At 40.9% G+C, this 15,447-nt stretch carries 18 protein-coding genes; 9 read left to right on the forward strand and 9 right to left on the reverse strand.

The genetic code is table 11. The features are described from left to right. Positions 1-157 precede the first annotated feature (157 nt). Both R2Q66_RS15460 and R2Q66_RS15465 read left to right on the forward strand, forming a co-directional pair. Positions 158-475, forward strand: coding sequence for a rhodanese-like domain-containing protein (locus R2Q66_RS15460; RefSeq protein ID WP_316750587.1), 318 nt, complete (start codon positions 158-160; stop codon positions 473-475). A gap of 3 nt (positions 476-478) precedes the next feature. After that, positions 479-685, forward strand: coding sequence for a DUF6358 family protein (locus R2Q66_RS15465; RefSeq protein WP_265843057.1), 207 nt, complete (start codon positions 479-481; stop codon positions 683-685). Here R2Q66_RS15465 and R2Q66_RS15470 read toward each other — a convergent pair. Continuing rightward, positions 648-1,700, reverse strand: a complete 1,053-nt coding sequence (locus tag R2Q66_RS15470) for a dipeptide epimerase (RefSeq protein ID WP_316750545.1) — start codon at positions 1,698-1,700, stop codon at positions 648-650. The two genes, R2Q66_RS15465 and R2Q66_RS15470, sit on opposite strands and share 38 nt — an antisense overlap. An 84-nt stretch (positions 1,701-1,784) precedes the next feature. On the opposite strand from R2Q66_RS15470, the gene R2Q66_RS15475 reads away from it, so the two are divergent. Beyond that, entirely contained in the window at positions 1,785-2,753 is a 969-nt protein-coding gene (locus R2Q66_RS15475; RefSeq protein ID WP_316750547.1) for a hypothetical protein, read from the forward strand. On the opposite strand, the gene R2Q66_RS15480 is transcribed toward R2Q66_RS15475, so the two are convergent. From R2Q66_RS15480 to R2Q66_RS15490, 3 genes are read right to left on the reverse strand one after another with little or no spacing between them, the layout of a single operon-like run. Beyond that, the gene (locus tag R2Q66_RS15480; protein WP_316750549.1) at positions 2,743-3,351 is read right to left on the reverse strand and encodes a rhomboid family intramembrane serine protease; all 609 of its coding nucleotides are present in this window, start codon (positions 3,349-3,351) and stop codon (positions 2,743-2,745) included. The genes R2Q66_RS15475 and R2Q66_RS15480 overlap by 11 nt on opposite strands. Positions 3,352-3,353: 2 nt before the next feature. Next, on the reverse strand, positions 3,354-5,093 hold the full coding sequence (locus R2Q66_RS15485; protein WP_316750551.1) for a M14 family metallopeptidase: 1,740 nt from the start codon (positions 5,091-5,093) through the stop codon (positions 3,354-3,356). Between the two features lie 11 nt (positions 5,094-5,104). Then, positions 5,105-5,806, reverse strand: coding sequence for a hypothetical protein (locus R2Q66_RS15490; RefSeq protein ID WP_316750553.1), 702 nt, complete (start codon positions 5,804-5,806; stop codon positions 5,105-5,107). 28 nt (positions 5,807-5,834) lie between these two features. Here R2Q66_RS15490 and pepT point away from each other — a divergent pair, with 28 nt between their 5' ends. Then, complete coding sequence (gene pepT, locus R2Q66_RS15495; RefSeq protein WP_316750556.1) at positions 5,835-7,088, forward strand: peptidase T; 1,254 nt, start codon at positions 5,835-5,837, stop codon at positions 7,086-7,088. Between the two features lie 72 nt (positions 7,089-7,160). Here the strand turns inward: pepT and R2Q66_RS15500 are convergent, their stop codons facing one another. Genes R2Q66_RS15500 through R2Q66_RS15510 form a run of 3 tightly spaced genes read right to left on the reverse strand, consistent with a single transcriptional unit; the run spans position 7,161 to position 9,491 of the window. Beyond that, entirely contained in the window at positions 7,161-7,850 is a 690-nt protein-coding gene (locus R2Q66_RS15500) for a class I SAM-dependent methyltransferase (protein WP_316750558.1), read from the reverse strand. A 28-nt stretch (positions 7,851-7,878) separates the two neighbouring features. Beyond that, entirely contained in the window at positions 7,879-9,276 is a 1,398-nt protein-coding gene (locus R2Q66_RS15505; RefSeq protein ID WP_316750561.1) for an MBL fold metallo-hydrolase, read from the reverse strand. Between the two features lie 8 nt (positions 9,277-9,284). Beyond that, positions 9,285-9,491, reverse strand: coding sequence for a YtxH domain-containing protein (locus R2Q66_RS15510; protein ID WP_182958541.1), 207 nt, complete (start codon positions 9,489-9,491; stop codon positions 9,285-9,287). Positions 9,492-9,726: 235 nt separating this feature from the next. Here R2Q66_RS15510 and R2Q66_RS15515 point away from each other — a divergent pair, with 235 nt between their 5' ends. The 5 genes from R2Q66_RS15515 (at position 9,727) to tsf (ending at position 13,180) form a co-directional block, all read left to right on the forward strand. Then, a complete protein-coding gene (locus tag R2Q66_RS15515) occupies positions 9,727-10,101 on the forward strand; it encodes a hypothetical protein (protein ID WP_316750564.1) in 375 nt (124 codons plus the stop codon). A 444-nt stretch (positions 10,102-10,545) separates the two neighbouring features. Further along, positions 10,546-10,989, forward strand: coding sequence for a 50S ribosomal protein L13 (rplM, locus tag R2Q66_RS15520; protein ID WP_316750566.1), 444 nt, complete (start codon positions 10,546-10,548; stop codon positions 10,987-10,989). Positions 10,990-11,005: 16 nt separating this feature from the next. Next, complete coding sequence (rpsI, locus tag R2Q66_RS15525; RefSeq protein WP_316750568.1) at positions 11,006-11,392, forward strand: 30S ribosomal protein S9; 387 nt, start codon at positions 11,006-11,008, stop codon at positions 11,390-11,392. A gap of 19 nt (positions 11,393-11,411) precedes the next feature. Next, complete coding sequence (rpsB, locus tag R2Q66_RS15530) at positions 11,412-12,239, forward strand: 30S ribosomal protein S2 (protein ID WP_062550776.1); 828 nt, start codon at positions 11,412-11,414, stop codon at positions 12,237-12,239. A 101-nt stretch (positions 12,240-12,340) separates the two neighbouring features. Beyond that, positions 12,341-13,180, forward strand: coding sequence for a translation elongation factor Ts (gene tsf, locus R2Q66_RS15535; RefSeq protein ID WP_316750569.1), 840 nt, complete (start codon positions 12,341-12,343; stop codon positions 13,178-13,180). Positions 13,181-13,568: 388 nt separating this feature from the next. On the opposite strand, the gene R2Q66_RS15540 is transcribed toward tsf, so the two are convergent. Together R2Q66_RS15540 and queD are read right to left on the reverse strand one after the other, a co-directional pair. Next, positions 13,569-14,603: a COX15/CtaA family protein gene (locus R2Q66_RS15540; protein ID WP_316750571.1), complete on the reverse strand. Its 1,035-nt coding sequence runs from the start codon at positions 14,601-14,603 to the stop codon at positions 13,569-13,571. Continuing rightward, on the reverse strand, positions 14,593-14,946 hold the full coding sequence (gene queD, locus R2Q66_RS15545) for a 6-carboxytetrahydropterin synthase QueD (RefSeq protein WP_316750573.1): 354 nt from the start codon (positions 14,944-14,946) through the stop codon (positions 14,593-14,595). The genes R2Q66_RS15540 and queD overlap by 11 nt, the downstream gene beginning before the upstream one ends. Positions 14,947-15,447 lie beyond the last annotated feature (501 nt).

A 15,447-nucleotide genomic window follows, 5' to 3' on the forward strand; every position in this document is an offset into this window, starting at 1 on the left:
AAGTTAGTAAAGACTGTGTATTAAACGCCCGACTAACCTGGTTGTTACAGTAATTTACTGTCAATGATCTCATTATATTCATTTGAATGTGATTTTGTGGTTTTTTTAACCTGAATATTTTGAGCATTGCTTATCTTTGAAAAAAGCTAAAAATATGATAAAGGAAATTACCGTTCAGGAACTAAAAGAAAAGATCGACAATAAAGAAGACTTCCAACTGATTGATGTAAGGGAAACTTTCGAATACGAAACTTCGAATCTTGGTGGTTTGAACATCCCTTTAGGTGGCATCTTAATTGAAGTAGATCAGATTGCTACAGATAAACCTGTAATCATTCAATGCAGAAGTGGTAAAAGAAGTGCTGCTGCAGTAATGCAATTAGAAGCAATGAATGGATTAACTAATTTATACAACCTTAAAGGTGGTATCGTTGCCTGGAAAGAGGCTTTCGATCCTAATATGCCTGTTTACTAAATCATGGGAAAAAAAATAGCATTAAACGTATTTTATAACCTGGGTCTGATCATCTCCATCTTCGGTGGAACCTGGGGTTTCAATAACAAACAATACCTTGCCATGGCGCTTTTTGCAGCCACTGGTATCTTCTTCTTATATGTAAAGCTGCAACTGATGAAAGAGATGCGTGCTACATTGAAGAAAAAGGAAGCAGAATTGAAGGGTTAATTCCTTCTAATCCCAATCCAGGTAGATTTTTTAACTGATATCTCCCCGCAACGATTTGCGGGGCATCAAAAGGATTGTTCCTGGTTAGCCAGGGACCATCCAAATCAGCCCAATCACACAGTGGGGCTAATGCCATTCCCGCCTGAGTAGCACAAGAAGTCTCACTCATACAACCAATCAATACTTTCATACCAAAAGAACGCGCCTTTTTGATCATCAAAGAAGCTTCGTACATACCCGCACTTTTCATCAGCTTGATGTTGATGCCATGGTAAGCTCCCCGCAATCCATCCATATCGCTTAATCGCTGTACCGCTTCATCCGCGAGAATGGGAATCGGACTGCGCCCGGTTAACCAGGCATTGCCCTCCAGGTCTGCTTTGTCCATCGGCTGCTCAATCAATACCGCACCTTGATCATGCAACCAGTAAATCATGTCAATGGCCTGTTTTTTATCGTTCCAGCCCTGATTAGCATCGATATATAAGGGTACATCTGTCAGCGTTCTGATGGTTTCAATCAGCGCCTTATCATTGTCGCGACCCAACTTCACCTTCAGAATACTAAAATCTTTAGCGTCCAATACTTTTTCTTTAATCACCTCCGGTGTATCAATGCCAATGGTATAAGAAGCAAGGGGCATTTTTGAAGGATCAGCACCATAAATTTCATAACAGGCTTTTTGTAAAAGCTTCCCGTTTAAATCATTCAAGGCAATATCTATAGCCGCTTTTATAGCCGTATTACCCGGATCAAGGTGATCCAGATAAGCAATCACTTCCTCAAAATTGAAGGGGAATACAAAGCGATTCCAATCTACCCTGGCCAGAAAGGCGGTTGCTGTAGCGACACTTTCTCCCAGATAAGGAACCATAGAGGCTTCTCCATAACCTTCTTCATTTTCATAACGCAGTTTCAGAAGGATCAGCGGAGTGCTGGTTCTCGAAAATTTAGCAATGGTAAATGCATGCTTTAATTCCAGCTGGTAGGAGGTATAGGCGGCCTGAATGGACATAAATCGGTGTTTATAGTAATATCAAAGTTAAAAAATCAGCACGGTTACGAATGTAAAAATAATATACCTAATATTGCAGCTAGTATGAAAAGCACGATATATCAGCCCTTCAAAAACTTCGATTTTAAGTTTAAAAACTGCTTCCTGAGTGGTGACAATTTTGATGCTCCGGTGGAGGAAATCAATATATTACCGGATTGGCTGTTAAAAGCTGGCAACCTGACCGGAGAAGAGCAAATTAAGCTTTTAGATGAGAGTATACGTGCATACAATACCTTAAAGGTGCCTTGTAGTACCGAAGTAAATACCCAATTTATCCAGCCACTGGAAGATAAAATCGCTGCGGCTTTCGCTGAAGGATATGCCGGAGTTTCCGCTTTATCAGAAGAAGAACTGTTCCAATGGATCGGGAAGTTTATGTATGGCTTTATTTATATTGAAATGAATGCTGCCGTAGGTTTACAACAGATCAGTGCCGACGGGATAAATATGTCGCAGGGACTGATGCACAAATTCGGTAACCTGAATACCATGCTACAAAGCATTTACAGACCTATGGTGTATGAGAATTTTACCCCATGGTCTATTGTAGTGGTGCCTTTGGAAGATAAAGAAACCAATTTCAGCTTTAGAGATGAGATCAATACCTTAACTTTCTCTTTAAAACTGAAAGATTTCGGGATCATTGCCTGCCTGCAAGACAATGGAACAAACAAGATGTATCATGAGGAGATTTTAACGCAAATTGGCACTAAACCTCTTTCTGCTGAACAATTTGAAGAACTTTCTGCGCGTTTCTATTATTCTGCATACCTGTTCAACAGATTGCCAGAATATACCATTATGCCGGTAGAAGGAACGGTTTATATTGATGCGATGCCACTAAGAGGAACGATAAATAAAGCTTTATTTGATCATTGGCAACATAAAACGTATGCCCAGGTCTTACAGGAGTTCTGGAAGCCATGGGGACATACGTTATTTGAAATTATTAAAGACCCAACTAAGCCGATGAGTTATTTCGAACCGGCTTGCTTGCCTGTTACGCAATAAGGCGGCTGATAAAATGAGGAATGATCCCCGGAACTAAAAGAACGGTAACGATCATTCCTGTTAATGCACCGTAAAGGTGGGCATCATGGTTGATGTTATCCTGTGATCTTTTAGACATCTGCCAGCAATACGCTAAATATAACAAGCCAAACAACCAGGCCCAGATTGGAATTGGCAGTGGGAAGATGATCATCTTAGACATCGGATCAAATAAGATAAAGCTGAATAGTACCGCACTAATGGCACCCGAAGCACCAAGGCTATTGTACCACATATCGTCTTTGTGCTTAATCACCGAAGGGATATCACTCAATATCAATCCTAAAAAGTACAGTAAACCAAATTGCCAGGAACCAATCATGGCTTCCAGTCGGAAGGCAAAGAAGTAAAAAGTCATCATGTTAAAAATCAGGTGCATCCAATCCGCATGGATCAGGCCACTGGTAATTAGCGTATAAATTTTCTGTTTTCTGGATACACTGTAAGGGTGTAACATGAACTTCCCAAACAGTCCGGGATCATTAAAAGCATAAATACTGGTAACGATCGTGAAAAGAAAGATGATCGAGGCAACGGGGGTCTGGGTAAGGTAGTCCATTATTAGTTTAAATTTAATTGTTGTGCTTCCCGCAATCGCCCGATAGGGTATCGCAGATGAGTTTTCTCGTAATAAACGGAATTTTTATAGATAAAGTCGAGTTGTGCCTCCGCATTTTTTGATAATTCGGGTTTTGCCGCAATTTCCTGTGCCAGCTTCGCTTTCAAGGCCGGGTCTTTTTTCAATAATTCTGCTGCGGTATCTTCAAATACATAGGCAGAAAAATGTTCTTTCATCCCAAGGATGGAGTCAAAGAAATTCCAGTTGAAAAATGAATCCATGGCTTGCGGTTCCAGGGTTTCCACAATATAACGGTTCACGGGCTGGTTCACATACACCACATAATCACCTTTGTAGAAAAGCAGTTTTTGCGGTATCGGATTTACCTGCACCGCACTGTGGATATAATGACCTTCATAAGGACGGGTTGCGGTTTTATAATCGCCAATCTGATACATTTCTACCGGAATAGTGGTGTCTTCTGCCAGTTGCTGTACTTTCACCTGGTTCAGCTTTAACAAGTCGATCACTTTAGTCCAGGCCTGAGGAATGATATAAGCAATTGGCTTTTGCACGGTTAAAGAAGGGGCAAATGTATTCCAGTATTTGATTTCTTTGGTATAAGGGGCTGTTCTGTCATAGTATAATCTGGGTAAGCCGCTTACTTCACTGGGTTTGTATTTGGCAGTATAGCCTTTAAACACAATCGGACTTTCCTTTGTTTGGTCTAATGTCCAGATCAGCGGAAATTCCTGTTGCAGGGAAACGGCCGCATCTGCCTTTTTCTTATTTTCCCCAATGAGCTGTGCATCTTTTTGAACCAGCTCAATATAGGTCTGCAATAATTTATAAGTGGCATCTACTCTTTTATCGTAAGCTTTGAGCATATGTGTTTCCGGCATAAAGCCGATGGTATTGTGCAAGGCGGTGTATCCCGTAGAATAACGCGGGGATTCCAGAAAACCGGTGATGCCCTGATCTGGTGTTTCTGCGACCGCATTCACATAAGGTGTCATTTCATAGCCCTTACTTTTCATCTGATCATATAGGGCCGGAATCATTTGCCCGGTCATATAAGCCGACAAGCCAGGTTGCAGTTTATCCTTATGCGTAGGAATAAGCGTCATGGTATAGGAATAGTCGGCACCATTACTGGTATGGGTGTCCACAAAGATCTCCGGTTGCCAGATATTGAAAATCTGTTGAAAAGCTGCGGAGTTGCGGGAATCTGTTTTGATGAAATCACGGTTCAGGTCGTAATTCTTGCTATTGCCCCTGAATCCATAAGCCACAGGGCCATCCTGATTTGCTCTGGACGTTCCGCTGCGGTTAAAGGAACCGTCTATATTATAAATCGGAATGATGCAAATGACTACATTTTCCGGCAATTGTTTCTTTTGAAGGAGGTCTCTGGCCAGCATCATACTCGCATCAATGCCTTCGGGTTCTCCCGGATGGATGCCATTATTGATGAGTAATATTCTTTTGTTGCTTTTCCGGAGGGTAACAGGATCAAACACTTTATCTTTTGATAGTACCAGTAGCTGTAAAGGTTTGCCAAAATCGGTCAGTCCATAATCCAGCAATCTGGCTTGCGGATAGTTTTCCGACAAAGTCTGATAATGTTGGATGGCTTCCGCATAAGTAGCCGTGGCAGTCTTCCCACTTTTTTCGTAGGGAGTTTGTTGCGCAAAGCCATTCAGTGCAGTACAAAGAAATAGCGCAGGGAGGAAAGGTTTCATTTACAGGAAGGTTAAAATATAGTTTTATCGGTAAGTCCGATACTTCCAAACTGGTACCGTAAGCCAACAGAGAAATGAGTATAAATATCAGGATTACCGGTTTTGAATTTTATAGAAGAGTCGTCGTAGCCATCCAGGCCTTCTCCCATCGTAAGGTTAGTCTGGTAATTGAAGTTGAGTAGGTATCGTGTATAACCGGAGCGGTCTGCGAAATAAAAGTTAATCCCCAGGTTGATAGGAACGAGCATATCTTTCGATTCATTTTTGCCGGGAAATGGTTTCTCCTGTTCCAGCGTGCTTTTGCGCACATTGCTAACCGAGTTCATTACTACGCCAAGGCCGGTACCGAAGTACAATCCCTTGATGCTATTGGCAAAACTTCCCGGGTTATAATCAATCATTGATCCCAAGGCGAATTTTGTATTCAGGTTAATCGCTTTATAAGAATTGATAAACTGTCGGCCATAAGGATCATTTCTCGCGTCTCCACCATTGATTTCCCCCATCTGGCCCTCTAGTCCGACACTGATAAAAGGGGTGAAATAGTAATCCAGCACGCCATGCCCTGCCAGACCAAAGTCATGTTTTTTGACATCAGTAAAAGATTGGGTAACCCCAAAACCACCACCGGCACTGATTTTATAGAAATTGGACTGAGATTTCGCATGAATAAAAGATAGAAGTGACAGGCATCCAGTGATAATTGCTTTCAAATTATTTAGCTTTGTTTTTTTTAAGACTATGCTAAATTATCAAAATAAAAACAATTCCCTTCAAAACCGATTTGCTAAATACGTGCAAATCGATACGCAATCTGACCCAACGTCAACCACGGTGCCTTCTACAGAGAAGCAAAAGAACTTAGGGAAGGTTCTTGTGGAGGAATTATTAGAAATGGGAATCACTGATGCCCATCTTGATGATTTCGGATATGTATATGCAACCATCCATTCTAATACAGAGAAGACGGTGCCTGTGATCTGTTTTTGCTCACATATGGACACTTCTCCGGACTGTAGCGGAACGAATGTTAAGCCAATTATTCATGCCAATTACCAGGGCGAGGACCTTGTCCTTCCTGATGACCATAGCATCGTATTGAAAATGTCGGAACACCCGGATCTGAAACACCAGATTGGTAATGACATCTTCACCGCCAGCGGAACAACTTTGCTTGGTGCTGATAATAAAGCCGGTTTGGCGGAAATTATGGAAGCAGCAGCTTTCTTAATGCAAAATCCAACCTACAAACACGGTACGATAAAGATTTTATTTACACCTGATGAGGAAATCGGCAGAGGCGTAGATCATGCTGACCTGAAAAAATTAGGCGCTGACTTTGCTTATACTGTAGATGGAGAAACTTTAGGTTCTATCGAAGATGAGACTTTCTCCGCAGATGGCGCAGTATTGACCATCAAAGGGGTAAGTACGCACCCTGGTTTTGCAAAAGATAAGATGGAAAGTGCCATCAAAATCTTAGCAGATGTGATCAGCTCATTGCCTTCAGACTGTCTTTCTCCGGAATCTACCGAAGGAAAAGAAGGGTTTATTCACCCGGTAACCATCAGCGGAAATGTAGAACAAGCGGAAGCACGTTTTATCTTACGCGCTTTTGATGATGAGCAACTGGAAGCAAATGGCGAAATGCTGGATGCAACCGTAAGAAATATCATCGAAGATTTTCCAAACTCTACTTATGAGTTGAAAATCACAGAACAATACCGCAATATGAAAAAGGTGTTGGATGAGTATCCTCAGGTAATCGCTTATGGAGTTGAAGCGATTGAAAGAGCAGGTATCAAACCAAAAAGACAAAGCATCAGAGGTGGAACAGATGGTTCACGTCTTTCTTTTATGGGCTTACCTTGTCCTAATATATTTGCCGGCGAACACGCATTCCATGGTAAACAAGAATGGGCTTCGGTTCAGGATATGGAAAAAGCAGTAGAAACAATTATTAATATCGCTGCGATCTGGGAAGAAAAAGCCTAATCGGCCAGATAAACTAAAAAGGGGCGTATCATGTTGATCATGATACGCCCCTTTTTTATAAATGCTGTGTTGTTATGCTTTTAGCGAAAGTCTGGCCAGGTACTGATCCTGTCCGTCTTCGAAAATAATTTCTGGTTCCCATCCGCTGGCTTTGGCAATTTCGATCAGTGTTTTTTGATCTACATACACCCATTTGAACCAATTTCCTTTTAATCCTTTGTATTCGTACCTGAAACTCACTTCTCCAAAGTACCCATGACTAGGAAAAGGAATTTCCTGATAAAGGTAGGATAGGTCGGAACTATCGAAGATCAATTGTCCGCCGGGATTCAATAAGTTTTTAACCTGTTTTAAAAATGATTTCAATCCGGAAATCGAACCGGTAAGGCCAATTCCGTTCATCATGAAAAGCAGGGTGTCGTATTTTTGGTCTTTATAAGTCAGGATATTTCCTTCAATGGCCTGCTTTAATCCACGTTCTTTCATGATCTCTACCGCAGGGGCGGAGATGTCCATACCAGTGATATCGAAGCCGCGGTTTTGAAGCACCAGGGCATGACTGCCTACTCCTGCACCAACATCCAATACTTTCCCTTTGCAGAGTTCCATCGCTTTAAGTTCAAGCTCAGGCATTTCTGCTTCATCTCTAAAATAAATATCAACCGGCATCTCTTCCGGCTCATCGTAAGAATTATGTACCCACAGGGTTTCTGCAGGTGGTTTTCTAAACTGATCTTTTAAGGCTTCACCAAAAACGTCCATCCTGCAAAGATAAAAAAACCTTTAAGGGTTAGACCTCAAATTGCTGATGCTGTTCCGGAATAAGCACATTTTGGAAGCCTTTATCTTTCAAATGCTGCGCAAATACCTGTTGCACTTTGTATTCTCCATGAACCAGAAAAACCTGTTTTACTAAAGCAGGGTTCTGTCCGGATAAAAATTGCAGCAAATCTTCATAATCGCCATGCGCACTCATCGATTTGATAGAACGGATGTCGGCAACAACCTCATAATCCTGACCAAACAACCAAACCTGCTTTTGTCCAGCCAATAATTTGCCGGCTAAAGATCTTGGTTCCGCATAACCAACCATCAAAATCGTGTTCTTCTGATCACTGATGTTATTGCGGATATGGTGTCTTACGCGGCCTCCCTCGGCCATGCCGGAAGACGAAATGATCACACAAGGACGCGAATCTCCATTCAGGGCCTTCGACTCTTCCACGCTTTCAATGAATTTTAAACCTTTAAATCCGAAGATGTCACGGTCTACTTTCATCACTTCTTTGACACCGTTATTATAGACTTCAGGGTGATTTCTCAGTACTTCTGTAGCCTGTAACGACAGTGGACTGTCTACGTAATATTGCACATCAGGCAATTGCCCTTTCAGCTCCATCGTGTTTAGTGCGTAAAGTAATTCCTGGGTACGGCCAACACTAAAGGCAGGAATAATCACTTTTCCCTTTCTAACCAGACAAGTCTGCTCAATAATTTCTCTTAAAGTATCTTCCATTGGCGCAACATCCTGATGAAGGGAGTCGCCGTAAGTAGATTCAATAATGACATAATCTGCCTGTGGGAAGGACTGAGGGCTTTTCAATAACAAATCCCCATACCTACCCACATCACCACTGAAGGTCAGGTTTGTCGCTTTTCCATCTTCATTGATTTTCAAATGTATCGCGGCACTGCCCACAATATGACCTGCATCTGTAAAGTTTAAGGTCACATTGGGATCAATTTGAAAATCCTGATTGTAAGGAACTACTTTAAACTGTTCCAGGGTTTGCAGCACATCTTTTTCGGTATATAATGGCATTTCAGCAGGCTCACCTTCCTTCCGTTTCTTATTCGCATATTCCGCATCCTGTGTCTGAATCTTTGCAGAGTCCAGTAACAAAATCCGACAGAGGTCTTTGGTTGCAGGGGTACAGTAAATGTTTCCCCGGAATCCCTCCGAAACCAATCGTGGCAATAAACCGCAATGGTCAATATGGGCATGAGACAAGACGAGATAGCTAACCCGTGCCGGGTCGAAACCAAAAGATTCATTGAATCCTTCCGTCAGATCACCAAGGCCCTGAAATAGTCCGCAGTCCAATAAAATTTGAGTGTTATTCTTTAAAGTAACCAGATGTTTACTGCCTGTAACGGTACGTGCCGCCCCATGAAATGCGATTTTCATTAATTTCCTTAAGCTCTAACTTTAGCAATGGTGTCTTTTACCTGACCAGCTGCATCTACCAGTTTTTCTTTTGATGAATCTAACAGGTCACAAAACCAGTCTGATACTTTGTCTTTCATTTCTCCATCTTTATCTGATGAAATAATTAACGCGATGGCAGCACCAAGCGCAGCTCCAGCTAGTATTCCTGCAATTATTTTAGTTTCCTTTTTCATAAATGTAGTTTTTGATTTGTGATCCACTGGTCGTATCGCTTCTCCTCACGGATAGGGTACAATCAATGTGTTCTTTAATTGTTTATTTTCGTCAGATAGTTAACAAAGACGGTGCCGAATAGTTTGTTTCTTCTTCAGGTTGGAGCCGGAACGCTGCGGTTTTTGAGGAGGAAGGTGGGCAATTTTGAGCAGGGAAGGGCTGGATTTTGAAAAGAGATGTTGTATTTTAGTGTAAATGTTGAAGCGCCTGTCTTATTTAAATATTTTCCTGGCCATGGTCTACCTGTTGCTCTACGTAACCGGAGATAATTTGCTGTTCATTGCAGGAGTCCTTATCCTGGTGATTTTTAATGCTTTTGTGATCAAAAAGATACAGGAAGAAGGGCGATTTAATTTAATTCATGCCGGTTTAGGACTTTGCTGTCTTGGTTTTTGGGCATACCTGACACTGGGTTGTCTACATATCGTACAATCTGCGATAGAACATCAATATTTTGCCAATGTCTGGGGCTATCTGTTGCCAACCGCTTTCTTTTCGCTCTGCATCCTGCTGCAACTGATTTGCTGTCTGAAATATTATAAAGCTAAAAATTTTGTAAAAAAGGTATAAAAAGGGCTGGTTGTGGTCGGGTAGTGGTCGGGAAGAGTGGCATCTTCAGATAGGGTATGGAAAGGGGTCAGCATAGGTTGCTCATAGTTTGGTATACCTTTTACTATCCAGACCCTTTCCAATAGTTTAGTCAACCCTCTCGCAAATAAACGCTCTTTCCGACTACCGCCAAACCACTGTGCATTTTCATCAACCATAAATCGCTTCATGATCAAATGCCCGGTATTTATTTTTGTTGATATTTATTTTTGAAGGGGATCAGGCCGTTTCTAATGGCCCCGGGCTAGGTATCTCTTACTTTGCTGCGGTTATGTTTTTCCGGCCGGATTAAATAAACAAACTATCTTTCCCCAACTGTTTGGTATTTAAATAATTCTGTCTATCTTTGCAGTCCCTAAATCTTAGGGAGAATAAATAATTGTTTAACAAATTAAATACAAGCAAGTGAATACGTTAAGTTACAAAACTGTCTCTGCCAATGCAAAAACTGTTAACAAACAGTGGGTTGTTGTTGACGCACAAGGCGAGATTTTGGGGCGCTTGTCATCGAAGATCGCTATGATCATCCGTGGTAAAAACAAGCCTGAGTATACCCCACACGTAGACTGCGGAGATAACGTTATCGTTATCAATGCGGAAAAGGTTAAATTGACAGGAAATAAATTCAGCGACAAACGCTATATTTCTTACACTGGTTACCCAGGTGGTCAGCGTTTCATCTCTCCGAAGGAGTTAATGGCGAAACACCCTAAGCGTGTTATCGAGAAAGCAGTACGTGGTATGTTACCTAAAACAAAACTTGGTGCAAAATTATACACCAACCTTTTTGTTTATGCAGGTGCAGAACATCCTCATGCAGCACAATCACCAAAAACCATTACACTTTAATTAAAGGAAGAAAGAAATGTCAGTTACTAATACTTCAGGAAGAAGAAAAACTGCTGTTGCGCGCATCTATTTAAAAGAAGGCAACGGCACAATTACCGTAAACGGTAAAGACCATAAAGAATATTTCCCAACATTACCTTTACAATACATCATCAACCAATCATTCGAAGTTACTGAATTGACTGGCGCATATGATGTTAAAGTGAATGTAGCTGGTGGTGGTATCAAAGGTCAGGCAGAAGCAGTTCGTTTAGCTATCGCTAAGGCTATTGTGGAATTGGATGCTGAGAAAAAACCAGCATTACGCGCTAAAGGGTTAATGACCCGTGATAGACGTATGGTTGAACGTAAGAAACCAGGACGTAAGAAAGCACGTAAGAAATTCCAATTCAGTAAACGTTAATCTTAAGGAGACAAACACAATGGCAAGAACTACATATCAAGACTTATTGGATGCAGGTGTACACTTCGGTCACCTTACCCGTAAATGGAACCCAAAAATGGCGCCTTACATTTTCATGGAGCGCAATGGAATCCACATTATAGATTTAAATAAAACTTTAACCAAAACTGAAGAAGCTGCTTCAGCAATCAAACAGATCGTTAAATCTGGTCGTAAGATTCTTTTCGTAGCTACTAAGAAACAGGCTAAAGAAATCGTTGCTGATCAAGCAAAAAAAGTAAACATGCCTTTCGTAACTGAACGTTGGTTAGGTGGTATGTTAACCAACTTTGCTACTGTTCGCAAGTCGATCAAAAAGATGTCTAACATCGACAAGATGACTAAAGACGGAACTTACTCGATCCTTTCTAAGAAAGAACGTTTAATGATCCAACGTGAGCGTATTAAATTAGAAAGCTTATTAGGTGGTATCGCGGATCTAAACCGTTTACCAGCTGCTATCTTCTTAATTGACGTTAAAAAAGAACATATCGCTGTAAGCGAAGCGTTGAAATTGAACATTCCAACTTTCGCAATGGTTGATACTAACTCTGATCCTTCTAACATCGATTTCCCAATCCCAGCGAATGATGATGCTACTAAATCTATCTCTTTAATTACTGATGTTATCATCAAAGCAATCGAAGAAGGTTTAGACGAGCGCAAACGCGAAAAAGACGAAGAAACTGAAAAAGAAGCTGTAGCTGCTAAAGCTGCTGCTGATGCTCCGGAAGCTGCTGCTCCTGGCGCAAGAAGAAAAAAAGTTAATGCTGATACTGAAGAAGAAGGTACTAGCGAAGAAGCTTAAATAATATAATATGGGTTGTATGTTGTACGTTGCAGGTTTTTCCTTACAACATACATCGTACAACCCATAATTTTTTAAATAAAAACTTAAAAAGAAATAAGATGTCTACAGTACAAATTTCTGCAGCAGACGTAAATAAATTACGCCAACAAACCGGTTCTGGTATGATGGATTGCAAAAAAGCATTGATCGAAACTAACGGTGATTTCGAAGCAGCGGTTGATTACTTACGTAAAAAAGGTGCTAAAGTAGCAGCTTCTCGTCAGGACCGTGATTCTAATGAAGGTGTTGTTATCGCAAAAGCTACAGCAGACGGTAAACGTGGTGTTGTTGTTGAATTAAACTGCGAAACTGACTTCGTTGCTAAAAATGCTGATTTCGTAGCTTTAGCTAACAAATTCACTGACCTTGCTATTGATAAAAACCCTGCTTCTTTAGAAGAACTTTTATCTCTGGAAATCGATGGTCAGAAAGTTTCTGATATCATCATCGAAAGCACTGGTAAAATCGGTGAAAAAATCGGTATCTCTAAATTCGAAACTGTTTCAGGTGAAAAAGTTATTCCTTATATCCACGGTAACTACCGTTTAGGTGTATTGGTTGCTTTAAACCAGGCATTTGATGGTGCTGATGAAGCTGGTAAAGATGTAGCTATGCAAATCGCTGCAATGAACCCGGTTGCTTTAGATAAAGCTGATGTTGATTCAACTACTATCGAACGCGAAACTGAAATTGCTAAAGAACAAATCCGTGCTGAAGGTAAACCTGAAGAAATGGTAGAAAAAATTGCTGCTGGTAAATTGAACAAATTCTACAAAGACAGTACTTTATTAAACCAGGAATTCGTTAAAGATTCTTCTAAAGACGTTCGTAAATTCTTAAATGATACTGCTGCCGGTCTAACCGTTGTTGCTTTCAAACGTGTACAATTAGGAGCTTAATCCTTCTTTAATCATAAAAAAAATAGGGTGTCCAAAAGGCACCCTATTTTTTTATATCCGGTTTTTTAGAATCAGGCGTTATTTGATGCTGGTTTTTCTCTCCTGCTCTTTTTTTTTCTCGCTATCTTTTTTTCTTTCTTTCCGTTTTTCTCTCTTGCTTCTCTCCGCCCTTCTTTCTTCCTCTCTTTTCTTTCTCTCTTTTTTGATCAGTTATTTTCAAAAGAGAATTCCAGTTGCGATTTTAGCCCTTGAGGATGATTTGGTCATCACGGTTGTTTTTGGCCTTTTATTCCAGGCACTTGTTAATCTCTTTGGTTAGTCCCTGTCATTTGTGGCCTGCTCTTATTTTATCTTTTGAAATTTCTGATGCGTCAGGCTTTTTGAAACCTTATGTTTTCTTTTGATTGAGGAAGAGCAGGAGTAATAGGGATACGGTTAACAACATGCCTATAAACTGATGAATTAAAGCATAGGTTTTATAATCTCCGTTTACACTATGAAGTACTGCCGTAACACCGGTTATGATTTGTAGCAGAACCAATAGCATCGGTATGACGCGAATATAAGATAGATACGGATTGATTTTCCAGGAAGAAGTCCGGATATAAAGGAGTATAATCAGTACGCAAATCGTATAAGCCAGAAAACGATGCACAAACTGGATGGTCAACAGGTTTTCTGTGAGCTGATGTAGGGATAAAAGTTGTGCGGATATATTGGGCGGCGCAATTAATCCGTTCATATCCGGCCAGGTAGGAGCCGCAAGCGCAGCATGTGTCCCTGCCATGAAGGCGCCATAAATCAGTTGTACAAAAAGTAATAACAATATACTGGTGTTTAATCTCGAAAACTGAAGCCGATGCCTCATTTTTAAATTATTTAAACTCAATTTGAAGGCCAGCCATAGCGTATAAGCTAATAATAGGAGGGCAGAAATAAAATGGACGGCCAGTCTGAGGTGATTGACACTAATATCGGTGTCGTTCAATCCGCTTTTCACCATGAGCCAGCCAATCACCGCCTGGAGTAAGCCCAATAAGAAAAGAAAGAAAATAGGTAAGATCAGTTTCCGCGCTATTTTTCTTTTGACCAGGAAATATAAAAATGGAAGTAGAAAGGCAAGACCGATAAAACGTGCCCAATTCCTATGAAGCCACTCCCAGAAAAATATCGATTTATAATCTTCCAGCGAAAAATGCGCATTAACCAGTTGAAATTGGGCAATCTTTTGGTATTTAGCAAAGCTATGCTGCCATTCCTGCTCATTTAATGGCGGAAGAAAACCCATAAGCGGCTTCCACTCGGTAATAGAAAGACCAGATCCACTCAATCTGGTGATTCCTCCCAATAAAATCTGAACCATAATACAAAATGCACCGAAATATAGCCAGATGGCAATGGTACGATTGGACCTATCCTTCATAAATCACTCCCGTCCCTGGCGTTTCATTGAGTTCTATTTTACATAAGCCCGGAAAGATAGGCTTGATTTTCTCCCATAGCCATAAACTGAGCATTTCGGCCGTCGGGTTTTCCAATCCGGGGATTTCATTCAGTAATTTATGGTCTAGTAAGTCGATAACCGGACGAATGCCGTTTTTTAAATCGGTGTAATCTAAAATCCAGCCGCTTTCTATGCCCGGACTACCAGTCAGGAAAACTTTAAGGCTGTAAGTGTGGCCATGCATACCACCGCATTTATGGCCAGCGGGTACATTTGGTAAGTAATGTGCCGAATCAAAACTGAAGGTTTTATATATGATCATCTCAAATGAATAAAGTCCAAATTTCTACTTTGACCGCCTGCTGTGAAATGATGGAGATCATATTTGATAGAATGAAGCGGATTCTCTGTAGGAAGAGCAGGGTAATTTTATAGGAACTGGAATATTTTAGGGGACCTGTACATATATAGTATAGCTAAAGACAGCATCGGGGACTGCTGCCCGACTGGATTTCTCCCGCGCTGGTAGCTTTGGGAATGAATTTGGAGGAGGTCTTTCGTAGTCTGATTGCTAATGGAAAGGCTGGATAAGGCGCTTTAGATATTGCAAACTAAGTCTGAACTAAGATTTACGGACTGCTGCTCATGCAGTTAAGGATAGGATACAATTATAAAGGTAATATTGTTTGCAGGGCGGGTTATTTTTGTTACTTTTGCATCCCGCTTCGGAGGAAGGGTTTAGTATAAAAAACACACTAAAGAAGATTTGAAAGATTGCAGTAGAAGGATGTCAGAGGTTGTTTTGGCGGTTTAATCACCAGAA

Source organism: Pedobacter gandavensis, from assembly GCF_032677645.1.
Lineage (GTDB): Bacteria > Bacteroidota > Bacteroidia > Sphingobacteriales > Sphingobacteriaceae > Pedobacter > Pedobacter gandavensis_A.